Here is a 20,366-nt window from a genome sequence, read left to right on the forward strand (position 1 = left end):
CGCCATGAACATCATGAGCGACAAGGAAGTGGGTCTGGGTAACCTGTTGAAGAACGGCGAGACCCTTAAGGAGTTCCGCGACGCGATCATCGCGCGCACGCAGGCTTCCGGCCACTATAACGGCCTCACCACGCTGGAGTTCCGGGACCGCGACCCGATCGGCTATGAAAAGCTGTTCTCCAAGCTGCGCGGCGGCCTCGTGCATGCCCGCGAAACCGCGAAGAAGATCGCCGCCAGTCCGATCGTCGAGCAGGAAGGCGAACTCTGCTTCACGCTCTACAACTCCGTGGGTGACTGCGTGCTGACGTCGACCGGCATCATCATCCACGTCGGCACCATGGGCGCGGCGATCAAGTACATGATCGAGAACAACTGGGAAGCCAACCCCGGCATCAACCCCGGGGACATGTTCACCAATAACGACTGCTCAATCGGCAACGTCCATCCCTGCGACATCGCCACCATCGTGCCGATCTTCTGGGAGGGCAAGCTGATCGGCTGGGTCGGCGGCGTCACCCACGTCATCGACACCGGCTCGGTGACGCCGGGCTCCATGTCCACGGGACAGACCCAGCGCTTCGGCGACGGCTACATGATCACCTGCCGCAAAACCGGCGCCAACGATACGCCGTTCCGCGACTGGCTCCATGAGTCCCAACGTTCAGTTCGCACGCCGAAGTACTGGATTCTCGACGAGCGTACCCGCATCGCCGGCTGCCACATGATCCGCGAGCTCGTCGAGGAGGTGATCCGTGCCGATGGCATCGAAGCCTACGACAAGTTCACGTATGAGGTCATCGAAGAAGGCCGTCGAGGGCTGCAGAGCCGTATCAAGGCGATGACGCTGCCCGGCAAGTACCGCAAGGTGTCCTTTGTCGACGTGCCGTACAAGCACGAGGACGTGCAGGTCTCCAACGCCTTCGCCAAGCTCGACTCAATCATGCATTCGCCGGTGGAGATGACCATCAAGGCCGACGGCAAGTGGCGCCTCGACTTCGAGGGTGCAAGCCGCTGGGGTTGGCACACCTTCAATGCCCATCAGGTGGCATTTACTTCCGGTATTTGGGTGATGATGTGCCAGACCCTGGTGCCGACCCAGCGCATCAATGACGGCGCCTACTTCGCCACTGAGTTCCGCTTGCCGAAGGGCACGTGGTGCAACCCGGATGACCGTCGTACCGGTCACGCCTACGCCTGGCACTTCCTGGTCTCGGGCTGGGCGGCCCTATGGCGCGGTCTGTCCCAGTCCTACTTCAGCCGCGGCTATCTGGAGGAAGTCAACGCCGGCAACGCCAATACTTCCAACTGGCTGCAAGGGGGCGGCATCAACCAGGACGGCGAGATCCACGCGGTCAACAGCTTCGAGGCCAGCTCCTGCGGCACCGGCGCCTGCGCCGTCAAGGACGGCCTCAACCACGCCGCAGCCATCTGGAACCCCGAAGGCGACATGGGTGACATCGAGATCTGGGAGATGGCCGAACCGCTGCTCTACCTCGGGCGCAACGTCAAGGCCAACTCCGGCGGCTATGGCAAGTACCGCGGCGGCGGCGGCTTCGAGACGCTGCGCATGGTGTGGAACGCGCAGGACTGGACCATGTTCTTCATGGGCAATGGCTTCATGAACAGCGACTGGGGCATGATGGGGGGCTATCCCTCCGCCACCGGCTATCGCTTCGAGGCGCACAAGACCGGCCTCGAGCAGCGCATCGCGATCGGTGACTCGCTACCTCTCGGCGGCGACATCGACCCAACGAACCCCGACTTCGAGCGCCACATCGACGCCACCGCCGAAGTCAAGCGCGACAAGCAGTGCATCACAACTGAGGACTGCTATGCGAACCATGACCTTTACCTGAACTACCTGCGTGGCGGCCCCGGTTTCGGCGACCCCCTCGACCGGGATCCGAATGCCATCGAAGCGGACCTGAACCAGAAGTTCCTGCTGCCGGAATACGCGCAGAAGGTCTATGGCGCCGTCTTCACCCAGGACGGCAAGGGCGTGTTCACGGTGGATGTCACCAAGACCGGGGCCCGCCGCGCCGAGGTCCGCAAGGAGCGCCTCGCCCGGGCCCTGCCGACGCGCGAATGGATGAAGGAAGAGCGCGAACGCATCGTCAACAAGCACGCGTCCGTCCAGGTGCAGCACATGTTCGCCACCAGCTTCGCCCTGTCGGAGAAGTTCTCGCGGGAGTTCAAGCAGTTCTGGAGCCTGCCAGCGGACTGGCAGTTGCTCGAGGAAGAACTGGGCGTGCCGTCCTACGGCTCGAAGCACCGCATGGATCTCTCCCTGCTGCCCGACGTCACCATCGTCGTCCAGGTCGAAGAGTAAACACCCCATAGAGGAGTAGAGAAATGTCTGCCTACACCAATGAACAGGTCGCGCACCTCGTCGAAGGCTCCCTTGACTGGGAAACCACGTTCCGCATGCTCTCGATGCCGAAGGACGAGAGCCGGTTCGAGCAGTATCTGGCAGCCCTGCAGGCCAGGGTCAGCTTCGCCGACCGCATCGTGCTCCCGCTCGGCCCGCATCTGCATATCGTGCAATCGGCCAGCAGCAAGAAGTGGCTGGTCAAGTGCGACTGCGGCCACGAGTTCTGCGACTACCGCGAAAACTGGAAACTGCATGCCGCGATCTACGTGCGCGACACGGAAGAGGCGATGACCGAGGTCTATCCGAAGCTGATGGCCCCGGACACGCAGTGGCAGGTCTATCGCGAGTACTACTGCCCGACGTGCGGCACCATGCATGATGTCGAGGCGCCCACCCCGTGGTATCCCGTGATCCACGACTTCGAACCGGACATCGAGGCGTTCTATAAGGAATGGGTGCAGCTGCCGGTGCCGGAACGCGCCGCGGACTGACGGGCGGTTGAAGCGGAGGGGCCAGGCATCGCCTGCCCCTTCGCAAAATGTGCTTCCCTGCACCTGACATGGAAACCAGATTGAACTCGCGCACACGCCCGCGTATCCGATGCCTTACAGCAGATCGCATCCGCAACATTTCATGCGACGAGCGAGCAGGCGTTGCACCGGAGGTTCGACGCGTGCGGCATCACTGCGCATCAACGTCCCGCGACCACCGGTGCTGATGTTCGAATACCATGTCACTGTCATCTCGTCGGCGGCCCACTCGATGGTGGCTTGTGCGTGCTTCGCAAACTCGCCCCCCGGAAAGACGCCGAAACCGTCCGCTTTTACTGTCATGTTGCCATGCCAGTTTGTGGCACTGATCGTCGCATCCATTGTCCGCGCATGGTCTGCCCCGTTCGTTTGTTGTGCGAAAAGTCCATCTCAATCCACGCCTCATCAAGAAGCGCCAGCATCAAGGTCAAGTTATGTGGTGCGACACGTGCCGCCTTCGGCCCCGTGTAATCCGGCACGAAGCAGGCAATCTCATCTTGCAAAGTCCAGGCACGCTGTCTATCTTCAAAGCGCGTGACTGTTGCAAGCGAAGCGCATCCGGTTCGATAGAGAACATCGGCGAAAACCGCAGAACTCCATGCCAGCTCTTCGACGTGCCCAAACCTCTTCTCGCTTGCGCGACGCCTATTTAAGCGCATTCATAGCAAGGCCGCCCTCGCGCCGCTATCCATTACATTGATCCCATACTTGGTGCAAGGGCTTCCTTGCCGTGGCCATCGTGCTGGAACGTTAGCAGTCTTTAGTTTTCGAGGAATAAGCCGTGAACAATAGACAATTCGTTTGCTCCGTTGAAGTCTGGCTGATGGCCGCGTTGATGCTCGGAGGTCCCGCCTACGCGCAAACCAACGGACCTGGCGATACGCGAGTCGGTTGCATACACCTCGATGCGTCCGGTGCGCATTTCATCGACGTTACCAATCGAACCCGCACGCAGGCAATTGCGGATATGCAGGCGGCGCAGGCCTCGGGTGGCAATGCTGGTGACCCGTGCCTGTCTGGGCGCGTGGCCGACGTGCCGGCACGCGTCTATGCCGGACTTGCTAAAAAGTACCCGGCGCACTTTGCACCACTGCCGGGCGCTACCGCATCGCGCCCAGCCGTCGTCCCGAGCGCCGCATCGAGCACCGCTGCGCCGTTCAACGCGACGTATGCATTCACGAATCTAGACGCCTTGGTGCCCCCCGCCTTCCTCCCATTTTTCTCGGTCACGGGGCTGGCGTCTAACGGCCGGGTCTACGGCGCCCTTTACGACAACAACTTCAACGAATGGGTCGCGGTGTATGCAAATGGCAGCATTACCCCGCTGGTTGCGGGCGTTATCAGCACGGTATCGCATAACGGGATCGTCGGCGGATCGATCGTTACGGATCCGGTCAACTATTACACGCAGGCGGCGATTTTCCGGGGCAACAGCGTCGAACTGGTTCCCCGGCTGGCGGGCGAGATTACCAGCAATGTCACCACCATCAACGATTCGGGAACGGCAATCGTCGTCTCCTACGACGCCAACTTTAACGGGACTGTGTACGGCTACCGTAACGGAAAAGCCCTGCCGGTGAATGTGTCGATCCCAGGCTTGTACCCGAGTATCATGGGTATGAACAATGCCGGCGTTCTTGTCGGGTACGTGACCATCCAGGAAGGCCCCACTTCATATTCCTGGCTTGCGTTTAGCTATGACCTTGATAAGGGAACCACCACGACTTTGCCACCTTTGCCAAGCAATCCGTTCTCCTGGGCGACGGGCATCAACGGGCAAGGCGATATCGTCGGGTACTCGTGGGGGCCCACCGCGGACGAGCGAATCGGAATATGGCCGGCGAGCGGTGGTGGTTTCGTCGAGTACTTCCATGAAGGCACGCCACAGTATCCGACAGTCAGCAATGAATTGTTGATCAACGACGAGGACGTGATTGTGATCACGCGCACGACGGACCTGAACAGCTACCTTGTACCGTCGCAAGGCGTAAGGTTATCGCTCGCGCATCTAATCAACTATGACCCGAGCACTGATGGGCTGCCATCTTATGTGTTCGGCCTGAATAACGCGGGTGCGATTACGGGCTTGACAACGGGCCCAGGATACATGGACTTCCTGCTACTGCCGCAGCCGGGCAAACAGTGACGCCGCTCGCTGGCGATCAATGCAGCACTTTCACAACTGGGTGACGGCGCGCGTTCGCAAGGAGCGGATTCTCCTCGGCGTCGAGGCGTGGCTCCTGCGCGCCGGTCTCGCGAACGGTGACCCACACGTCCTGCGCGAAGGCGTTCTCAAGACGCAGGAAACGTTCTGCGCCGGATCGCCGCACAACCATCACGCCGTAACCTATAACTGAACGACGCGCGTCCCTTTCAGGGAGCGCGCTGTCGACGCTTGCCTGGAGCTCCAGGCTGGTGCCAGTTGGCGGGAACGGTCAACGATCGTGCCGTGAATGAAACAAGCAATTGATACCCGGTTCTCGGGTGCAGGAGGAACGCATGTATTCGTTAATGCCAATTCTGGGCCCCGACCCGGCGGCGATGCCAAGCGCGGAAGCGTTCTCATTGGGTAATGATGGCCAGGCGGCCGGAGTCGCATCAGTGAACGTCGACGAGATACCGTTAGGGGTTGGCGCGCAGTGGCTAGACGGATTGCTCGCCACCACGCTTCCGCCTCCGAATAACAGTACCCTCTGGGGAATCAACGACGGCCTTGTCGCTGTGGGAGGCACGACACCGGACAACTATGCAACCATCTCCGCCATCGTTGTCGATACCGGCAACGTGACGGACCTCTCGCCCCTGGTTGGCACGGCCTCATGGGCGGCCGACGTGAACGATGACGGCCTCGTGTGCGGCGGTGACAGAAGCGGAAATGGTTTCCTATACAGCGTGCCCGCGAAGCGTCTCTTTGCGACCGTTCCGGGGGTCAACCTTTCAGTAATCAACAACCCGGGCGAAGCGCTCGGATTAGATGTTGGCGGAAAGGTTGCGGTCTATAGCGTTACGAACGGCACCACGAAGCCGCTGAATGCAATGGCAGCGGCCTACAGCATCAACGACGAGGGGATTGTCTGCGGCTCGTCTGGTACGGCCCCTACATACAACGAAGTTCCCGGAATATGCGACTCACGACAGGCGACGCCGGTCTTCCAGGTGATCCCGCTGCCCGACGGAGCGATTCAGGGGACGGCACAGGCAATCAACAACAGTGGCGTCGTGGTCGGCACCTGCCTGTTTGGCGGTCAGCCGGAGACGCAATCAGCGTTCGTTTATCAAAACGGGACGACCACGCTGCTGGATACGCTGATTTCCGAGCCAGGATGGCAACTGTCATATACGTTCGATATCAACGCAAGCGGGCAAATCATCGGAATGGGGAAGCTCAACGGCGTTCCTACGGCGTTTATGCTCACGCCCGCTTCAGGCTGGCAATGGTGGCAGTGGTGGCAGCGCTTACCGTTGCCAATACTTGTCGGGACCCTACTCGGGGGAGTGGCGAGTGACGCAGGCGGGTGGACCATCATTGGCGGAAGGCGCATCCCGATCGATCCGTGGGGCCCCTGGCTCCAACTGCAGCCCGAGAAGCGCGATGCGCTCATGGCGTTGGCGATGGACGAAATCGCGAGCTTTATTGCCGACGAAGCAACCCGGGTGCAGGTGAGAACAACGTTGGTTGAAGCGGCAAACAGCCGTCTGAAACACATGGATGTCCGACCCGTTCGAACCGGGCCGCCACGAGCCGCTCGGGGACCGGGTAAGATCCCCTTGAAGAACGGGCTCCCGGTGTCCTGGCTCAGAAAATTTGGCCGCTGACGTTAGGTCGCTAATAGCTCAGCATGCTGCTATGGATTGGCATTAGCCGTGCATGCTCCATTGCTGCGCCCAATCGCGGACTCGCTCAAATCGGACTTCTCAAGATCATTCTTTCCGCACTACCAAATATGTCATGGCCAGATAGAGATGTCTGGTCTGGGGCTGCGGCGGAATTCTTGGACTATCAGGAGCTAGTCCATGTATTCGTACGAAGGCGAAAACCCACAGCGCCCGTCACGTCTCAACAAGCTCAAGCCCGTTTTCGGCACACCATTGCCTCAGCGCGCTTTCGACAGCATCGGTTTCAAACGAATACCAACGCTCGGGAACGCCTTCACGTTCCAGCAATTCCTTGAAACGCGCATAAGCCCCTCGCCTCCGAAAAAATCCTTCGACCTGGTCGCAACATGCGGGCAACGTCTGTGCGACAAAGCGCAAGGCGAGACGGCTTCCGAGATCAAGCTCATTCTTGTGCGGTATCGCAAGGTAGCGGTCAGAGGTTTCGAGATCGTCAGGTATCTCCTCATCGAACGCCTTGCTGGAATCGGAAGTCCAGTAGACTTCTCCCGTATCGAGCGAGAGATATGCGCTATGTTCCATCGGCGCCGCGCAGCTGACAAAGTCGAACGCCATGGAAAGATCGTCGTGCCTGACTGCGACCATGGCTCTCCTCCGCCTGGGTTATAACCGTTCGAGGCGCCGGTTCGCAAAGCGGCTCGGGGCCGGGGATGGCGGCCCGTTTACCGCGTCGGCACCGCGACTCAAAGCTCATCGCTCGGATCAGCGATCTCGAGCCGGAACTGCCATGACCAGCAAGGTCAAACGCCATCCATGACCGGCGCGTTCGATGAGGTCATGCCGCACGGTGGCTTCCATGCGGTCGCGCTACGGGACTGATATGCCGGAAGCTTCAGAACTGGCACTGCATCGATGCAAAATATATAGGAATACAAATCAAAGACCAACCAAACTTCGATCATTTCTTTTATGTTAAATGAATTACGAGCATCGTTTGACGGCGTTGCGCGAGCATTTTGACCAGCGCGGGTGCGTAACTCTTCCGTGTGCAGCACGAGCGCGATCAGGCTCGCTCCCTTGCTGGCCCGTCGCGCACGACTAAAGCCATCGCCGAACCCGCGAGCGGTACCGGCCATAGACGTCGCCGAATTTACGCTCAAGATACGCCTCTTCACGGGCGATTACGCCGAACCTGATGACGAAGGCAAACGGAACCAGCGTCAGCAAAAGCCACAGGCTGTTGAAAGCAATGGCCAGACCGACGTGTCCGAGCATCATGCTGAGGTAGATGGGATTGCGCGAGAAGCGGTAGGGACCGGTCTCAACGATGGTCGTGGTCGGCCGGTTGGTGGGCACGTTCGAACCAGACCGGATCATGGTCGCGATCGCGCAGACGGCCAGCGTCAGCGCTACGGCAAATACCATCGCCCCTACCTTGCCTGCAGGGACCTCGGCCGGAACAAACGGCAAACGCATTAGCCGGTCGAGCGCGATCCCGGCGAGCGCCGCGAGCGCCCACGCGATCGGCGGCCGGATAATTACGTTCGCGGTATCTGCCATATTCACGATGTCACGATTCGGTTATAGATAGCGAGTACAGGATTCATCGACTCGTCAGTTGCGCGCCTGCATGGACAACGTGTCGATTCCGGATACCGTGTAGAACGAGAACCCTTACAGCCTCAGAAACGACAGGCACGAATTCCGTCTGATGACGGAGCCCGGGCAACGCTCGTGCAGGCACGCGAAGCGAAAAACTTTCGCTGAGCCGCAGGACGCATCAATGGCGTCAACGCCAGATGTTTTGCATTACTGCACAATGGATTAGTCATCCCCTTTGTTAGTTGTCGCGGCGTTCACTTGTTCCCTTGCCGCCGTCGTAGCCGCCTAACCGTGCCTCCTAAGCAGTGCTACGAGGCTGCAACCCGCCGAAGGCCACGCGACTTGGTAATCCGTTGGACAATCACATCGACCGCCTGGCAGGGATTGGTTGCGTAAGAGTCATCCAGCCTTTGACGTACGCTATCGAGCGTCTTGCCCTGCATGCCCTTGCCGAAACGCTATGTGATGTCGCTTTTGTTTCCCGTCGTGCCGGCGTAAGCGCGCTCGACGTCGAGCAGATTGGCGATGCCGATAAGGTATGCATTCTTTTCTGCCTCTGAAGACGCCATCCATTGCTGGCCTGTGACGATCGGAATACCATCTGCACGCGCAACGTTACAGAACATTGCCTGCGACAGAAAGAGTAGCGATAAATGCTTTCCATTTCAGTTTGATTGTCACCGCATGCTCCATGGACGGCATGCACTCGAACAGCCTGCCACAGACGGCATCCTGTGGTGTCGATTGAGCCATCTGGAAGAATGGGCCGTACGCCTCGTCGCATTTCCGTGCCGGCTCACCAGATCAGGATAGATCGTCCGGTCGATTGCATAACCAGTTAGCCACATCGGTGGCAATGATTCGTCTCTCGATCGATGGGGCGTGATGACCGAGGCGATATGCCGACTCAACCGGCGATGGTGTTCTGGCTTCGCTGCATCTGGATCCGTTTAGAGTCTACTGTGCTTTTCACAGGTTCCAAGCCCAATTCGGTTCAACCAGACAGGAGTGGCACCGGATACAGGGGCAATCATGGAAAGGAAAGGAATTGATGCAGCACGCTTGAATCTGCGCCGTTTTATTTATATCGGTGTCCAGAATTCATTGAATTGAACGATATTTCATTTATCCTGTTTCCATAGTCGTGCGATGGTCCAAATCCGCAGTCCTCTCATCGGAGGTCACGGCCAATGAGTCCCGTCATCATCACCCTGCTCGTGCTCCTGGGCGTCTTGGGGCTACTCGCGATCTGGCTTACGGGCATCTACAACGGACTGGTGGTTGCCCGGAACCGCTTCGCGAACGCCTTTGCCCAGATCGACGTGCAGCTCAAACGTCGCTATGAGCTGATTCCGAACCTGGTCGAAGCCGTCAAGGGCTACATGGGCCACGAGCGGGAGACGCTCGACGCCGTCATCAAGGCGCGAAACAGCGCGATCGCGGCCGAGCAGAAGGTCGCCGCGAATCCCAGCGACCCGGCGGCCATGAGAGAGCTTAACCGGGCCGAGACCCAGCTCGGCGGCACGCTGGGCCGTCTATTTGCCCTGTCTGAGGCATACCCGGACCTCAAGGCCAACCAGAACATGCTCGCCCTGCAGGAGGAGCTGACCTCGACCGAGAACAAGATCGGCTTCGCCCGGCAAGCGTTCAACGACGCGGCCACCGAGTTCAACATCCGGCGCGAGGTTTTCCCGGCTGTCATGGTGGCTGGCATGTTCGGCTTCAAGGAGGCGGCGCTGCTCGAAACCGCAGAGACCGAGCGCTCAGCGCCCAAGGTGTCGTTCCGCTAGCCCGGAACCGCCATGGCTCCGTACGCTTCATGCTCTCATAGGCGCGCCGACCATGGCCACCAACTTCTTTGAGCAGCAGGATTCAGCACGACGCAAGACCCTCCAGCTCGGAGTCTATTTTGCACTGGCGGTCCTGATCCTGGTTGCGCTGGTGTACGGGCTGCTGGTGGGGTTCAGCATGTATGACGCCCACGCGCCGGTGCCCTGGTGGCAACCGGAGCTGCTTCTGCTTGCTGCGCTGGGGGTGGGCCTCGTGGTGGGCGGTGCCAGCGCGTTCAAGGTGACGCAGCTCGCGTCCGGCGGCCAGGCCGTGGCCCTGATGCTGGGCGGTGTCGAGGTGCCAGGCACGACCACCGACGCGCGACAGAAGCGGCTGCTCAACGTCGTCGAGGAAATGGCCCTCGCCGCGGGCGTGCCGGTGCCCCCCGTTTATATTCTGGACGAGCCCGGCATCAATGCCTTCGCGGCCGGCTATGCGCCCGGCGATGCCGTGGTCGCCGTCTCCCAGGGCTGCCTCAACTACCTGACCCGCGACGAGCTGCAGGGCGTGGTTGCCCACGAGTTCAGCCACATCCTCAACGGCGACATGCGGCTCAATATCCGGCTGATCGGCCTGATCTTCGGGATCATGGCGTTGTCCATCATCGGGCGCAGCCTCATGTTCGCATCCCGCGGCCGCTCGTCGGGACGGCGCGACTCCCAGGGCGGCATGATGTTGCTGGGCCTGGGCGTGTTTGTGCTAGGACTGGTGGGAGCGTTCTTCGGCCGGCTGATCATGGCAGCAGTGTCCCGGCAGCGCGAGTACCTTGCTGACGCCAGTGCCGTCCAGTTCACGCGCAACCCCGACGGCATTGGCGGGGCGCTCAAGAAGATCGGCGGGCTGACCGAAGGGTCACGCATCGAGAACCCCCAGGCCGCCGAAGCCGGTCACTTGTTTTTCGCCAACGCCTTCGCCGGCAAAGGGCTCGCCGGACTGCTTGCCACCCATCCCCCCCTGGTCGAGCGCATCCGCCAACTCGATCCCCAGTTCGACGGCCAGTTCCCGGAGGTGCAGCCGGTCGGTGTCGATCGGGAAGAACTCGAAGGTCCCCGCCCCCGCCCCGGCCGCGTCCCGCCGTTCGCCGCGGCACCGACGTTACCGGGGCTTCCGCAGGTGCCGCTGTCCGTCCTGGAGCTCGCCGACGAGACAGCGTCCCGCGTCGGCCACCTCGATCCGGAACTGATTAACTTCGCCCAGGGGCTACACGACGATATGCCAGACGTGCTCCGGCTCGCCGCCCGGGAACCTTTCAGTGCACGCGCCCTGGTCTACGCCCTTCTCATGGACCCGCGGGCGGACCTGCGGGAACGCCAGCTGAGCGGTCTGAGGACTGGCGCCGAGCCGCAGGACTTCGCCGAAACCTTGCGGCTCGTCGCCCCTGCCCAGCATCTGGCGGACACACATCGATTGCCCCTCCTGGACCTGGCCCTGCCAGCGCTGCGGCAGATGTCGTCCCGGCAGCACCAGGCGTTCCGCGCTCAGGTGGAGGTACTTATAAGTGCCGACAAGCGGCTGAGCCTGTTCGAGTACACGCTGCGCTGCGTGCTGCATCGGCATCTCGACGCCCAGTTTCTGCCCCAGCGTCAGACGCGACCAGTACACAGCTCGGCGCAAAAACTGACACACTCGGTTGCGACGGTGTTGGCGCTATTGGCCTGGGAAGGCCAGCCTGAACCCGACCTGGCAGCCCGGGCGTTCGACACGGGCATGCGCGGTTTCATTGGCGGCGACCACCCCCCCCGCTTGCCGCTCCGCGAGGAATGCTCCCTCGCCGGGTTCGACGCGGCGCTGCAAGTGCTCAATCAATCCATCCCGGCCATCAAGCGCCAGATCGTCGTCGCCTGTGCAGCCTGCATTGTGGCGGACCAACGGGTCACCGTCCGTGAATCGGAGTTACTCCGCGCCATTTGCGATACGCTCGACTGCCCGCTACCGCCGCTCGTCGCGGCGGACGCGCAAGGGGCAATGAACGAGATGTCATCCAGGGGTCTGTGACCGATGCTACCAGGAGAATCAAACGCTGGACATGCAATCGGGGGAGATGCAAACCGTGCCAGCGTGTCAGCGCTGCGTGCCGGAACGCTTTTCCAACATCACGATAGTCATCGTGCCGTTGACGTTTTCAACGCGCACCTTGACCTTGTCGCCTTCGTGAACCTGCCTGGCCATCGCTGCATCCTTCGCCTTGAACGCCATGGTCATCGGCGGCATGCCGACGTTCTCCAGTGCGCCGTGACTCAGCGTGACCATACCCGTGGCGGTATCGACGTTCTTGACCTCTGCATCAGTCAGGGCTGTACTGGCTGATGTCTTCGTCGCCGAAGGCTTCCCGGACATACTCATGCCGGCCATGTCGTCACCTGCGAACGCGGGTGCAGCCACAATGGCCGCGATAGCTGAAAACGCAACAATCATCTTCTTCATTAAACTTCTCCAGTTTCGGTTGATGGCACTTTCGCGCTGGACGGTACTGCGTGGGAAAACCGCGCGTCCCGGCTTCGCGCAACGCGACGGCGCTGCAACAGGAGCCAGGCTGCGGGAATGACAAACATCGAGAGGATGGGCGCGGTCACCATCCCGCCAACCACGGGCGCGGCAATGCGCTGCATCACTTCGGAGCCAGCGCCATGGCCGACCATGATGGGGATAAGGCCGGCTAGTACGACGGCAACTGTCATCGCTTTCGGCCGCACGCGCAGTACCGCGCCTTCGCGAATTGCTTCGAGCAACGTGGCCTCGTCAAGAGGCTCACCGAGTTCGAGTCGCCGGTTGAGCGCGCCCTTCAGATAGAGCAGCATGACGACGCCGAACTCAGCTGCTACACCGGTGAGCGCGATGAATCCCACGGATGTCGCGACCGATACTGCATGACCCAGTATCCAGATGAACCCGAATCCGCCGACCAGCGCGAATGGCACCGTCGACATCAGGAGGAGCGCGTCCGCGGCCGAGTTGAACGTGAGGAACAGCAGTACGAAGATGACCACGAGCGTCACGGGAATGACGGTTCGCAACTTGGCCTCCGCGCGCTCGAGATACTCGAACTGGCCCGACCACGTAATCGAGTACCCGGGCGGAAGCGTGACCTTTGCCGCCACGGCCTGCTGCATTGCTTTCACCGCGGACTGCAGGTCCACGTTCCGTATATCGACGTAGACATAGCCCGAAAGCCGTGCGTTCTCGCTGCGAATTGAGGGCGGCCCATCGGCAATCCTGATGTCGGCTACGTCGCCGCGCTGGATTTGTGCGCCCCGGTCCGTGACCACGGGCAACTGGCGCAGTTTCCCGAGCGAGTAGCGGTATTTCCTCGCGCTTGTGCTGTGGGTCACCCGGGATGAGTTCGCCGAAGATCCGCACGATCTGGTGGCAAATATTCTGCTTCACACGGTGCAACACCTGTCCGTCGATGCCCAGAGATTCGCCGGGATTTACCTGCTTGCACACGGTGTGGTGAAGCTCTGGCTCGTGGCTGGCTTGTTGCGTGAGAGACTCCGGTACTTTCCTGTCTCGATTGTCGTCTTCGCGCTGTTCATTGCCTACCAGGCCTACCGCTTCACGTACACCCATTCGGTCTGGGTGCTGCTGGTAACGGCATTGGACGTCGTCGTCATCGCCCTCACATGGCACGAGTACCGGTATCTTCGAGACAACCGCAAGATCACCATCCCGGATTCGTGACGGGGGCCACGCCCGGAATAGGCCTGCCACCGTCCACGTTTACTGCATATATCGCGCGCCGCAGAGAGCATTCATGTCCTCGCACAGGAAGGGACATTTGCGCACTCAAAATATCGCGCTCGGCAATCGCCCGACGCGAGGCACGCACGATATGTCGATACAAAGGAGGCGATCATGTGTGCCACTTGTAGATTCATTATCCTCGCCGGTGTGATCACACTAGGGATGACATCGCATGCAAGCTGGGCCGAACAAACCGTCAACGCGACATTGCTGTCGAACTCGATCCAGCTCGGGACGCACAACGTGAAGGCGGGTCGGATCACGCTTGAAGTCAGGAATGCTGCGGATAACAGCATGGAACACGAACTCGTCGTGCTCAAGACGGATCTCGCGGACGATGCACTCCCCGTCAGCAAGGGAGAAGTGCTTGAGCGCAGGCTAAACAAGATTGGCGAAGTTGAAGGTATTGCCCCGGGCAAGAGCAAGCGCGTTTCATTCAGACTTGCGCCGGGCCACTACGCGCTGATCTGCAACAAGCCGGGACACTACGCTGCGGGAATGCATACGGAGCTTGTCGTGACACCGTAGGTTGATGCCAACGTCCAGAGCGGTCCAAATCGCGCAGTTCGACTGTACTCGGCGGAAAGAGCAGCAAAAGTGCTGCTCGAACACGAGCGTCCAAGACGCTTCGAGTTTCCTGTGGTGCCGCGCAGGTACTCATTTGGCGATGCCTCGGCCATCTATGACGCGCGTTTGGCTTTGCGCGGAATAATCAAGTGCAAGCGATTTACAGATGGTTATGGCGGAGACTGCGCGCTATCACCTGACTCTTGGGTTCACACCTAGTCGACTGCGTCATTGAAATGGCACTGGTCGAATTCGTCGTGATGGATCATCGTATTTCCATTTGATCGGCTTGGGATTCTTGTTGTGCTCGCGGATGTAGCGCATCAGCTTGCGGTCCAAATTCTTCACCGTGGTGAAGATGCCTCGCGCAATTACATCGCGCTGGATGCGAGAGAACCAGTTTGCCACCTGCTTCAGCCAAGAGGTATAGGTTGGCGTGTAATGCAACCGCACGTTGCGGTGTTGTCGCAAGAATTTGTGCACGCGCGGTGTCTTGTGGCTGCTGACGTTGTCGCAGATCACATGAATCTCTTGTTTGGGCCGCTGGCTGGCGATAACGTCGGTGAGGAAGGCCACGAACTGTTCGCTGGTATGGCGCGGTGCGGTCTTGCCGATGACTTCTCCGATTGCCGTATTGAGCGCAGCGAACAGGCTAAGCGTGCCGTTACGTTTGTATTCGAAGCCATGGCTCTCGGCGCGCCCAGGCGACAGCGGTAGCATCCGATCTTTACGATCCAGAGCTTGAATTGCCGTCTTCTCGTCCACGCAGAACACCACCGCATGTGCGGGCGGGTTCAGATACAGGCCGATGACGTCTGCAGCCTTGGTCTCGAAGTCAGCGCCGTTTGAGACCATGTGCGTATCGAGTCGATGGGGGCGCACGCCGTGCTTGCGCCAGATGCGCTGTACCGTCGAGGCGCCTACATCGCCCAGAGCCGCCGCAAGCTTATAGCTGCTCCAATGCGTCGAGCCGTCCGAGGGCCGGTGCTTAAGCGTGAGATTCAGAACCCGCGCCTCGAGCTTTTCAGGCGGATGCACAGGAACTCGTCCCGGATGGCGCGCGTACAGGCCTGCCAACCGCTCCGCCAAAAACCGACTCGACCAACGGGAATGAAGCGCGAGCCACATCGCAGCCGCTGCATGATCGCCTCACGTGCTTCGCCTTCATCAAGCATCAAGATCAGCCGTGCACGCCGCGCGTCCGCTGCGCGCACCGTTTGGCTACGAGTTGCTGACAGCAATTGTTTGCGCTCAAGCGTGGTCAAATTCATCTTTTCCATGCGTTTCATTGAATACCAAATAAGGGGCTTTTTCAATGACGCAATGGACTAGGCTATCAATACGAGACACGCTGTCCCTGCGAGGCGGCATAACCTGACTGAAGGGGCGAGCATCGTGAATCACACAATGGCTTTTTCTGCACTTGGCGTCTGCGCTGCATGCTTTTCTGCTGCAGCATCAGCGCACGCCTATGTCAGCGTCTATCTCGGTGCTCCGGTCGCTGTGTACCTGGTCCCGCCACCGGTAATCTACGAATCGCCCCCGATCGTCTATGCGCCCGCATACGGATACGGATATTCGGGCGACAACTGGGAGCGACGTCGCTGGCATGATAACGGCCGTCATCGTGGGTGGTACAAACATCACCATGGGGATGATGACGAGCAGTAATCGCCCCATCCACGTGGATGCAGGTGCAGAATTGCGACCAGGGCAATTGGCAACGCGCCGCCGTGTCGGACGGCGTAAGCAGGCTAGCGTGCACCACAAAGCTCGATGCAAGGGCCGCAGTATCAGGCGTCACAGCGACACCCTCTTCACGGGATCAGGCTCGATGATGCGCGGCAGCGGAATCAAGCCCAGATAGACGGCCGGCACGTTGGCCGCCAGGCTGTAGAGCTAGCCATTGACCGGGACCGCGAGCATCAGCACGTAGTACAGCAGACGCACAACATGCGCCACGATGCGCTGCCAGGCGCAGATGCCGGCAGGTAGCGGAGGCGCCGCATGGCTCGCGCGCCAGAGCATGCGCACCACGGCGAGCGCGAACACGGTCAGCACATGCAATGCGCGGGTATCGGCGTGCCGAACGAGAAGCCGGCTGAGGCATTCATGCAATGCCGAAAACGGTGGGGTAGAAAATCGTTCGCGGCGATCTTGGCCATACCGAGTGCCCCGATCCGGTCGCGGAATATTTCGAAGTCAACTTACGTTCTTATAGCGGAGCCGAAATGCAGATGCGATCTCATCAGGTTCTCGAGGAGAAACATCATGATAGATGTCATGATGCGCTCGTGCTCGCCGCCACCACGCTTGGCATTGCTCCGCTGAACTTGGCCCCTGAAAGGAATTTGCCGTCCGGGAAACCAAGGCAACGATCCCGAATAGAGAAAACGACACGGCGATGCGGCCCGTGCGAACACCGGCAATCCGCACCGCATACGCAAGCGTTGCAATCACATGGATTACGAATGTAAGCCCGCATATGACCAAAAGCTGCGTGTCCATGTTGTCGCCGCGAGGTTGGCAAGAACCAAAATCTACCGGAGTACACCCCGGTCCGATTGTCGGCAATTTTCGCTCACTGATTGTTTGACCGGAAATGGCCGGTTGCCGAAGATCACATTCGAGACTTCTTGAAGGGCAATCCAAAGCATTTGCTCCCGAATCCGGTATCACCAATGCCAACTTGATGGGCCTCGCCAAGGGGCACTGCGTCAATGCTCAAGCCGACGCAACGGCTAGAGCGGCAATGTCTCGTTGGTGTCGACCGCATTGAGCAGCCTCGCGACGACTTCTCGCGTTTCACTGAGTTCGCGCAGCCGGGTGTCGAGCCTTTCCACTTCGCCGCGCAGCAACGCGCGCGCTTGAACGCATGGATGAAACACAGGTTTTTCGCCGAGTACGCAAGGCAGCAACAGCCGGATGCTGCTGATCTTCAGTCCTGCCGCGCTGAGCATGCGAATGCGCTGTGCTGCGTCTACTTCGTTGGAGCCGTAATCGCGATAGCCCGAATCGGTCCTCTTCGGCCTCAGCAGACCTTCGTGTTCGTAATACCGCAGCATCCGCTCACTGACGCCGGTGCGGCGAGCCAGCTCTCCGATACGCATGACCTCTCCCGAAAGATACGCTTGACCTTGACAGCGGTGTCAAAGTTTAACCTCTTTCGACCGTCGGATTGTGCGACGTTCCATTCGTCAGGGAGCTCTAATGACACCATCGAATGACACGTTTAACGGAACGTTTCCGTTCGCGCCGCGCTTCAGCAACGTTGGCGGCTTTCGCATGCATTACGTTGATGAGGGACCCGCTGATGGCGATGTTGTCCTGTGCATTCACGGGGAACCGACATGGGGCTATCTGTTTCGTGATCTGATCGCCGCACTCGCGGGCGACTACCGTGTGATCGCACCCGATCACATGGGATTCGGCAAGAGCGAAACGCCGGAACATCGGACGTACTGGCTGCAGGATCATATCGCCAACATTGAAAAGTTCGTGCTCGCCCTAGACTTAAGCGATATCACTCTCGTCATGCACGACTTCGGCGGCCCCGTCGGCATGGGACTCGCCGCACGGCATCCCGCCCGCATTCGCCGAATCGTCAGCACGAACGGCCCGACGCCGTTCGGCCAAAGCACGTTATTCGACCGGCTGAACGCAAATGCTGCAGTCTCACCCTGGTTCCAATGGATCATCCGCGCTGATTCGCAAGGCCGTCTCGAATCCGTGCTGGGCGAACTCGGCTTCAATATCCTGAGTACCTTGAAGCTCAACGGCTTCGAAAACCACGCGCGTATCGACGATACGTGGCTGCGTGCGTACGGCTCGCGATTCACCGTGCCAACTGACAGTGCTGGCGCGATAGGCTGGGCAAAGGGTTTCGCGACAGGGGCACATCGTTTCGAAATGCCAGATGCTACGGCACTCGACACGATTCGTTCAAAACCAGCGCTCGCAATTTGGGGCGAGGCCGATCGCACGCTGGCAGCTGAACATTTTCTGCCGCTGTTCAGCGAGATCTTTCCCATGGCGCCGATTCACCGGCTCGCGGGAGTCGGCCATTACTGCTTCGAGGATGCACCGCGAGAGATCGCCGAGCTCATCGCCGCATTCTTGAAGGCCCACTAGCTCGCGGTCAGCCGGTTCGCAAAACCGGCTTCCTGCGTCCGGGATCGTGCGCTTCAATTTTTCTCGGCAATCTCGCTGCGGATTGAGTGTCGCAACGTCCATGGAGAACGGCCAATCGGTGGTGCTATGTAAAGGTCCGTTCCTGGCGTGGTCAGGGATGACCAACCGGACGCCCGCGAGGGACAGGCCGGGCGCCTTGGGGTGAAGGAGAGGCCCGTGGTACCGTTGAAGCCGGTGTAATGCTGGTGGAGGCAACGAGCCTCAGTTCAAGACCAATACAATACGGAGTGAGGACGTATCGCCGATCGGCCACAACCAGTCGACCGACACGGCTGGCTTGCCGCCAGATTCGGGCTAGCCGCGACCTTCTCTGCTAGGCCATGACCGTCTCAGCGTGGTGAAAGATTTTTGCGACAATCATCCAACGTCCTTCGAACTTCAGCAGATTGAGATTATCGACGAAGATCTTCTCGAAGATGCGAACGCGAACCTGTGCGAACGCAATCTCCGAAGACAGGACACCGATCTGCAGAATGTCATCCACGCGCGGTTGCAACATGCTCTTCGGCGGCTTGCGGGTAGCAATCTCCGCGCGATACTGGGCACATGGACGCAGGTTGAACTCACCGTCTTTCATCGTGAAGAGGGAACTGGCTGGGTGAAATACCAAGTCAAATTTCTCCAGATCGCATTCATACATGACGTCGAAGTAAATTTGCAAAGCTTGTTGAATGTTGGCAATTTCCATGTCGCGTGCCTTCCTGCATGAGTGAAGTGTTGTTTCGTGTGCCGCTACGAGCCCAATCCCGCGCGGACTCGATCAGACTACGGGGCGAGTCCGCGTTGGACGAGAGTGCTAGTATCCACGAATCGAACTCGACAACGTTTCATCAGACGGTGAACTATGGACGATACACCGGATATTCCGCGGGTTGCCAAACTCCTGGCTGACGTGGCGCGCACCAGGATCGTGTGGACATTGATCGATGGATCAGTTCGCGCGGCGGGCGAATTGGCGTATCAGGCGGGCATCTCGGCACAATCGTGCAGCGCGCATCTGATGAAGCTGGTCCATGGCGGCCTGCTGGCCGTCGAGGCACAGGGGCGTCATCGCTACTTTCGGATCGCCAATGCCGAGGTCGCCTGCATGATCGAGAGCATGGCCGCCCTCGCTTCGGGAACGGAGCCAGGCCTGCCACAGTGCCTTCCGTCAACGCGTTCGTCGACCGAGGCATTCATGCGTGCCCGAACCTGCTACGACCACTTGGCCGGGGAGATCGCGGTGAGCATACTTGCCTCCATGCAGAAGGCGCGCTGGTTACGACGCAAGGATGCCGAACTGGTCGCCACCCGGCTCGGTGAGCATCAGCTGCGCGCGCTTGGCGTTGACTTTGATTCGGCGCGAGATGAACGTCGCGTGTTTGCACGCCCCTGTGCCGATCTTACGCAACGGCGCCCCCATCTCGGTGGTGCACTGGGGGCGCACATGCTCAACCTCTACATTGATCAAAGCTGGCTCGTGCGCTCACCCAAATCTCGTCTCGTCAGCGTCACGCCAAAGGGAAACGAGATGTTTCGGAAGCTTCTGGAACTCGCATGATCTTTGTGTACTGTCATATTGTTGACAATTCCGGCTTCCGTGTCCAATGATCGAAACTGGCCGGCTGGCGCCGGCCTTGGACGGCTCAGTTCGACCCTTCAGCGACATCCGCGATCCTGAACTCGTCGCCTCCCGAAGGGGGACTCTGCACGAGGAACAC

The 20,366-nt window shown here is 59.9% G+C and carries 19 protein-coding genes and 4 pseudogenes; 12 read left to right on the forward strand and 11 right to left on the reverse strand.

Annotated features, from left to right (window positions below):
- Positions 1 to 4 precede the first annotated feature (4 nt).
- Together BFD71_RS28125 and BFD71_RS28130 are read left to right on the forward strand one after the other, a co-directional pair.
- Positions 5 to 2,329, forward strand: coding sequence for a hydantoinase B/oxoprolinase family protein (locus BFD71_RS28125; RefSeq protein WP_069267584.1), 2,325 nt, complete (start codon positions 5 to 7; stop codon positions 2,327 to 2,329).
- A 23-nt stretch (positions 2,330 to 2,352) separates the two neighbouring features.
- Complete coding sequence (locus BFD71_RS28130; RefSeq protein WP_069267585.1) at positions 2,353 to 2,862, forward strand: acetone carboxylase subunit gamma; 510 nt, start codon at positions 2,353 to 2,355, stop codon at positions 2,860 to 2,862.
- Positions 2,863 to 2,976: 114 nt separating this feature from the next.
- Here the strand turns inward: BFD71_RS28130 and BFD71_RS28135 are convergent, their stop codons facing one another.
- On the reverse strand, positions 2,977 to 3,243 hold the full coding sequence (locus tag BFD71_RS28135) for a hypothetical protein (RefSeq protein ID WP_069267586.1): 267 nt from the start codon (positions 3,241 to 3,243) through the stop codon (positions 2,977 to 2,979).
- Positions 3,244 to 3,682: 439 nt separating this feature from the next.
- Between BFD71_RS28135 and BFD71_RS28140 the strand changes: the two genes are divergently transcribed.
- From BFD71_RS28140 to BFD71_RS28150, 3 genes are all read left to right on the forward strand, one after another.
- Complete coding sequence (locus BFD71_RS28140; protein ID WP_141710821.1) at positions 3,683 to 5,047, forward strand: hypothetical protein; 1,365 nt, start codon at positions 3,683 to 3,685, stop codon at positions 5,045 to 5,047.
- Between the two features lie 19 nt (positions 5,048 to 5,066).
- Entirely contained in the window at positions 5,067 to 5,258 is a 192-nt protein-coding gene (locus BFD71_RS28145) for a hypothetical protein (RefSeq protein ID WP_069267588.1), read from the forward strand.
- Between the two features lie 142 nt (positions 5,259 to 5,400).
- Positions 5,401 to 6,717, forward strand: coding sequence for a hypothetical protein (locus BFD71_RS28150; protein ID WP_069267589.1), 1,317 nt, complete (start codon positions 5,401 to 5,403; stop codon positions 6,715 to 6,717).
- A 234-nt stretch (positions 6,718 to 6,951) separates the two neighbouring features.
- Here the strand turns inward: BFD71_RS28150 and BFD71_RS28155 are convergent, their stop codons facing one another.
- From BFD71_RS28155 to BFD71_RS28160, 3 genes are all read right to left on the reverse strand, one after another.
- Positions 6,952 to 7,380 (reverse strand): hypothetical protein, encoded by a 429-nt coding sequence (locus BFD71_RS28155; RefSeq protein ID WP_069267590.1) that lies wholly within the window; start codon positions 7,378 to 7,380, stop codon positions 6,952 to 6,954.
- Positions 7,381 to 7,535: 155 nt separating this feature from the next.
- Positions 7,536 to 7,871 (reverse strand): hypothetical protein, encoded by a 336-nt coding sequence (locus tag BFD71_RS40805; RefSeq protein ID WP_141710822.1) that lies wholly within the window; start codon positions 7,869 to 7,871, stop codon positions 7,536 to 7,538.
- Positions 7,834 to 8,295, reverse strand: a complete 462-nt coding sequence (locus tag BFD71_RS28160; protein ID WP_069267591.1) for a methyltransferase family protein — start codon at positions 8,293 to 8,295, stop codon at positions 7,834 to 7,836. The genes BFD71_RS40805 and BFD71_RS28160 overlap by 38 nt, the downstream gene beginning before the upstream one ends.
- Positions 8,296 to 8,690: 395 nt before the next feature.
- On the opposite strand from BFD71_RS28160, the gene BFD71_RS40810 reads away from it, so the two are divergent.
- From BFD71_RS40810 to BFD71_RS28170, 3 genes are all read left to right on the forward strand, one after another.
- Positions 8,691 to 8,897 (forward strand): hypothetical protein, encoded by a 207-nt coding sequence (locus BFD71_RS40810; protein WP_141710823.1) that lies wholly within the window; start codon positions 8,691 to 8,693, stop codon positions 8,895 to 8,897.
- 630 nt (positions 8,898 to 9,527) lie between these two features.
- Positions 9,528 to 10,127: a LemA family protein gene (locus tag BFD71_RS28165; protein WP_069267592.1), complete on the forward strand. Its 600-nt coding sequence runs from the start codon at positions 9,528 to 9,530 to the stop codon at positions 10,125 to 10,127.
- A 52-nt stretch (positions 10,128 to 10,179) separates the two neighbouring features.
- Positions 10,180 to 12,162: a M48 family metallopeptidase gene (locus BFD71_RS28170; RefSeq protein WP_069267593.1), complete on the forward strand. Its 1,983-nt coding sequence runs from the start codon at positions 10,180 to 10,182 to the stop codon at positions 12,160 to 12,162.
- A gap of 66 nt (positions 12,163 to 12,228) precedes the next feature.
- Here the strand turns inward: BFD71_RS28170 and BFD71_RS28175 are convergent, their stop codons facing one another.
- Complete coding sequence (locus tag BFD71_RS28175) at positions 12,229 to 12,591, reverse strand: copper-binding protein (protein ID WP_069267594.1); 363 nt, start codon at positions 12,589 to 12,591, stop codon at positions 12,229 to 12,231.
- A pseudogene (locus BFD71_RS28180) lies at positions 12,591 to 13,475 on the reverse strand (efflux RND transporter permease subunit); the annotation flags it as partial. The gene BFD71_RS28175 and the pseudogene BFD71_RS28180, both read right to left, overlap by 1 nt.
- 7 nt (positions 13,476 to 13,482) lie before the next feature.
- On the opposite strand from BFD71_RS28180, the gene BFD71_RS28185 reads away from it, so the two are divergent.
- On the forward strand, positions 13,483 to 13,845 hold the full coding sequence (locus tag BFD71_RS28185; protein ID WP_083245512.1) for a DUF2127 domain-containing protein: 363 nt from the start codon (positions 13,483 to 13,485) through the stop codon (positions 13,843 to 13,845).
- A gap of 174 nt (positions 13,846 to 14,019) precedes the next feature.
- Positions 14,020 to 14,436 carry a plastocyanin/azurin family copper-binding protein gene (locus tag BFD71_RS28190; protein WP_069267596.1) on the forward strand — a complete coding sequence of 139 codons (417 nt, stop codon included), beginning with the start codon at positions 14,020 to 14,022 and terminating at the stop codon, positions 14,434 to 14,436.
- Between the two features lie 267 nt (positions 14,437 to 14,703).
- Here BFD71_RS28190 and BFD71_RS28195 read toward each other — a convergent pair.
- The 4 genes and pseudogenes from BFD71_RS28195 to BFD71_RS28210 all read right to left on the reverse strand — a co-directional run bounded on the left by BFD71_RS28195 (position 14,704) and on the right by BFD71_RS28210 (position 17,585).
- Positions 14,704 to 15,764, reverse strand: a pseudogene (locus tag BFD71_RS28195) (IS630 family transposase).
- Positions 15,765 to 16,293: 529 nt separating this feature from the next.
- Positions 16,294 to 16,533 (reverse strand): annotated as a pseudogene (locus BFD71_RS42330) (cytochrome b); the annotation flags it as partial.
- 255 nt (positions 16,534 to 16,788) lie between these two features.
- Positions 16,789 to 16,983: pseudogene (locus tag BFD71_RS39440) on the reverse strand (lipid II flippase family protein); the annotation flags it as partial.
- Between the two features lie 233 nt (positions 16,984 to 17,216).
- Positions 17,217 to 17,585, reverse strand: a complete 369-nt coding sequence (locus tag BFD71_RS28210) for a MerR family transcriptional regulator (protein WP_069267599.1) — start codon at positions 17,583 to 17,585, stop codon at positions 17,217 to 17,219.
- A gap of 100 nt (positions 17,586 to 17,685) precedes the next feature.
- On the opposite strand from BFD71_RS28210, the gene BFD71_RS28215 reads away from it, so the two are divergent.
- A complete protein-coding gene (locus BFD71_RS28215) occupies positions 17,686 to 18,606 on the forward strand; it encodes an alpha/beta fold hydrolase (protein ID WP_069267600.1) in 921 nt (306 codons plus the stop codon).
- Positions 18,607 to 18,979: 373 nt separating this feature from the next.
- On the opposite strand, the gene BFD71_RS28220 is transcribed toward BFD71_RS28215, so the two are convergent.
- Positions 18,980 to 19,354 (reverse strand): nuclear transport factor 2 family protein, encoded by a 375-nt coding sequence (locus BFD71_RS28220; protein WP_069267601.1) that lies wholly within the window; start codon positions 19,352 to 19,354, stop codon positions 18,980 to 18,982.
- A 156-nt stretch (positions 19,355 to 19,510) separates the two neighbouring features.
- On the opposite strand from BFD71_RS28220, the gene BFD71_RS28225 reads away from it, so the two are divergent.
- Positions 19,511 to 20,206 carry an ArsR/SmtB family transcription factor gene (locus tag BFD71_RS28225; RefSeq protein ID WP_069267602.1) on the forward strand — a complete coding sequence of 232 codons (696 nt, stop codon included), beginning with the start codon at positions 19,511 to 19,513 and terminating at the stop codon, positions 20,204 to 20,206.
- Positions 20,207 to 20,366: the final 160 nt, after the last annotated feature.

This window comes from Paraburkholderia nodosa (assembly GCF_001718195.1).
Lineage (GTDB): Bacteria > Pseudomonadota > Gammaproteobacteria > Burkholderiales > Burkholderiaceae > Paraburkholderia > Paraburkholderia nodosa_A.

Excerpts from the sequence above, each read along its gene's own strand:
- BFD71_RS28220 (WP_069267601.1), bottom strand. The coding sequence starts at position 19,354 with ATGGAAATTGCCAACATTCAACAAGCTTTGCAAATTTACTTCGACGTC.
- BFD71_RS28170 (WP_069267593.1), top strand. The coding sequence starts at position 10,180 with ATGGCCACCAACTTCTTTGAGCAGCAGGATTCAGCACGACGCAAGACC.
- BFD71_RS40805 (WP_141710822.1), bottom strand. The coding sequence starts at position 7,871 with ATGGCCGGTACCGCTCGCGGGTTCGGCGATGGCTTTAGTCGTGCGCGA.
- BFD71_RS28215 (WP_069267600.1), top strand. The coding sequence starts at position 17,686 with ATGACACCATCGAATGACACGTTTAACGGAACGTTTCCGTTCGCGCCG.
- BFD71_RS28145 (WP_069267588.1), top strand. The coding sequence starts at position 5,067 with ATGCAGCACTTTCACAACTGGGTGACGGCGCGCGTTCGCAAGGAGCGG.
- BFD71_RS28125 (WP_069267584.1), top strand. The coding sequence starts at position 5 with ATGAACATCATGAGCGACAAGGAAGTGGGTCTGGGTAACCTGTTGAAG.
- BFD71_RS28225 (WP_069267602.1), top strand. The coding sequence starts at position 19,511 with ATGGACGATACACCGGATATTCCGCGGGTTGCCAAACTCCTGGCTGAC.
- BFD71_RS28160 (WP_069267591.1), bottom strand. The coding sequence starts at position 8,295 with ATGGCAGATACCGCGAACGTAATTATCCGGCCGCCGATCGCGTGGGCG.
- BFD71_RS28135 (WP_069267586.1), bottom strand. The coding sequence starts at position 3,243 with ATGGATGCGACGATCAGTGCCACAAACTGGCATGGCAACATGACAGTA.
- BFD71_RS28190 (WP_069267596.1), top strand. The coding sequence starts at position 14,020 with ATGTGTGCCACTTGTAGATTCATTATCCTCGCCGGTGTGATCACACTA.
- BFD71_RS28175 (WP_069267594.1), bottom strand. The coding sequence starts at position 12,591 with ATGAAGAAGATGATTGTTGCGTTTTCAGCTATCGCGGCCATTGTGGCT.
- BFD71_RS28155 (WP_069267590.1), bottom strand. The coding sequence starts at position 7,380 with ATGGTCGCAGTCAGGCACGACGATCTTTCCATGGCGTTCGACTTTGTC.
- BFD71_RS28210 (WP_069267599.1), bottom strand. The coding sequence starts at position 17,585 with ATGCGTATCGGAGAGCTGGCTCGCCGCACCGGCGTCAGTGAGCGGATG.
- BFD71_RS28165 (WP_069267592.1), top strand. The coding sequence starts at position 9,528 with ATGAGTCCCGTCATCATCACCCTGCTCGTGCTCCTGGGCGTCTTGGGG.
- BFD71_RS28130 (WP_069267585.1), top strand. The coding sequence starts at position 2,353 with ATGTCTGCCTACACCAATGAACAGGTCGCGCACCTCGTCGAAGGCTCC.
- BFD71_RS28150 (WP_069267589.1), top strand. The coding sequence starts at position 5,401 with ATGTATTCGTTAATGCCAATTCTGGGCCCCGACCCGGCGGCGATGCCA.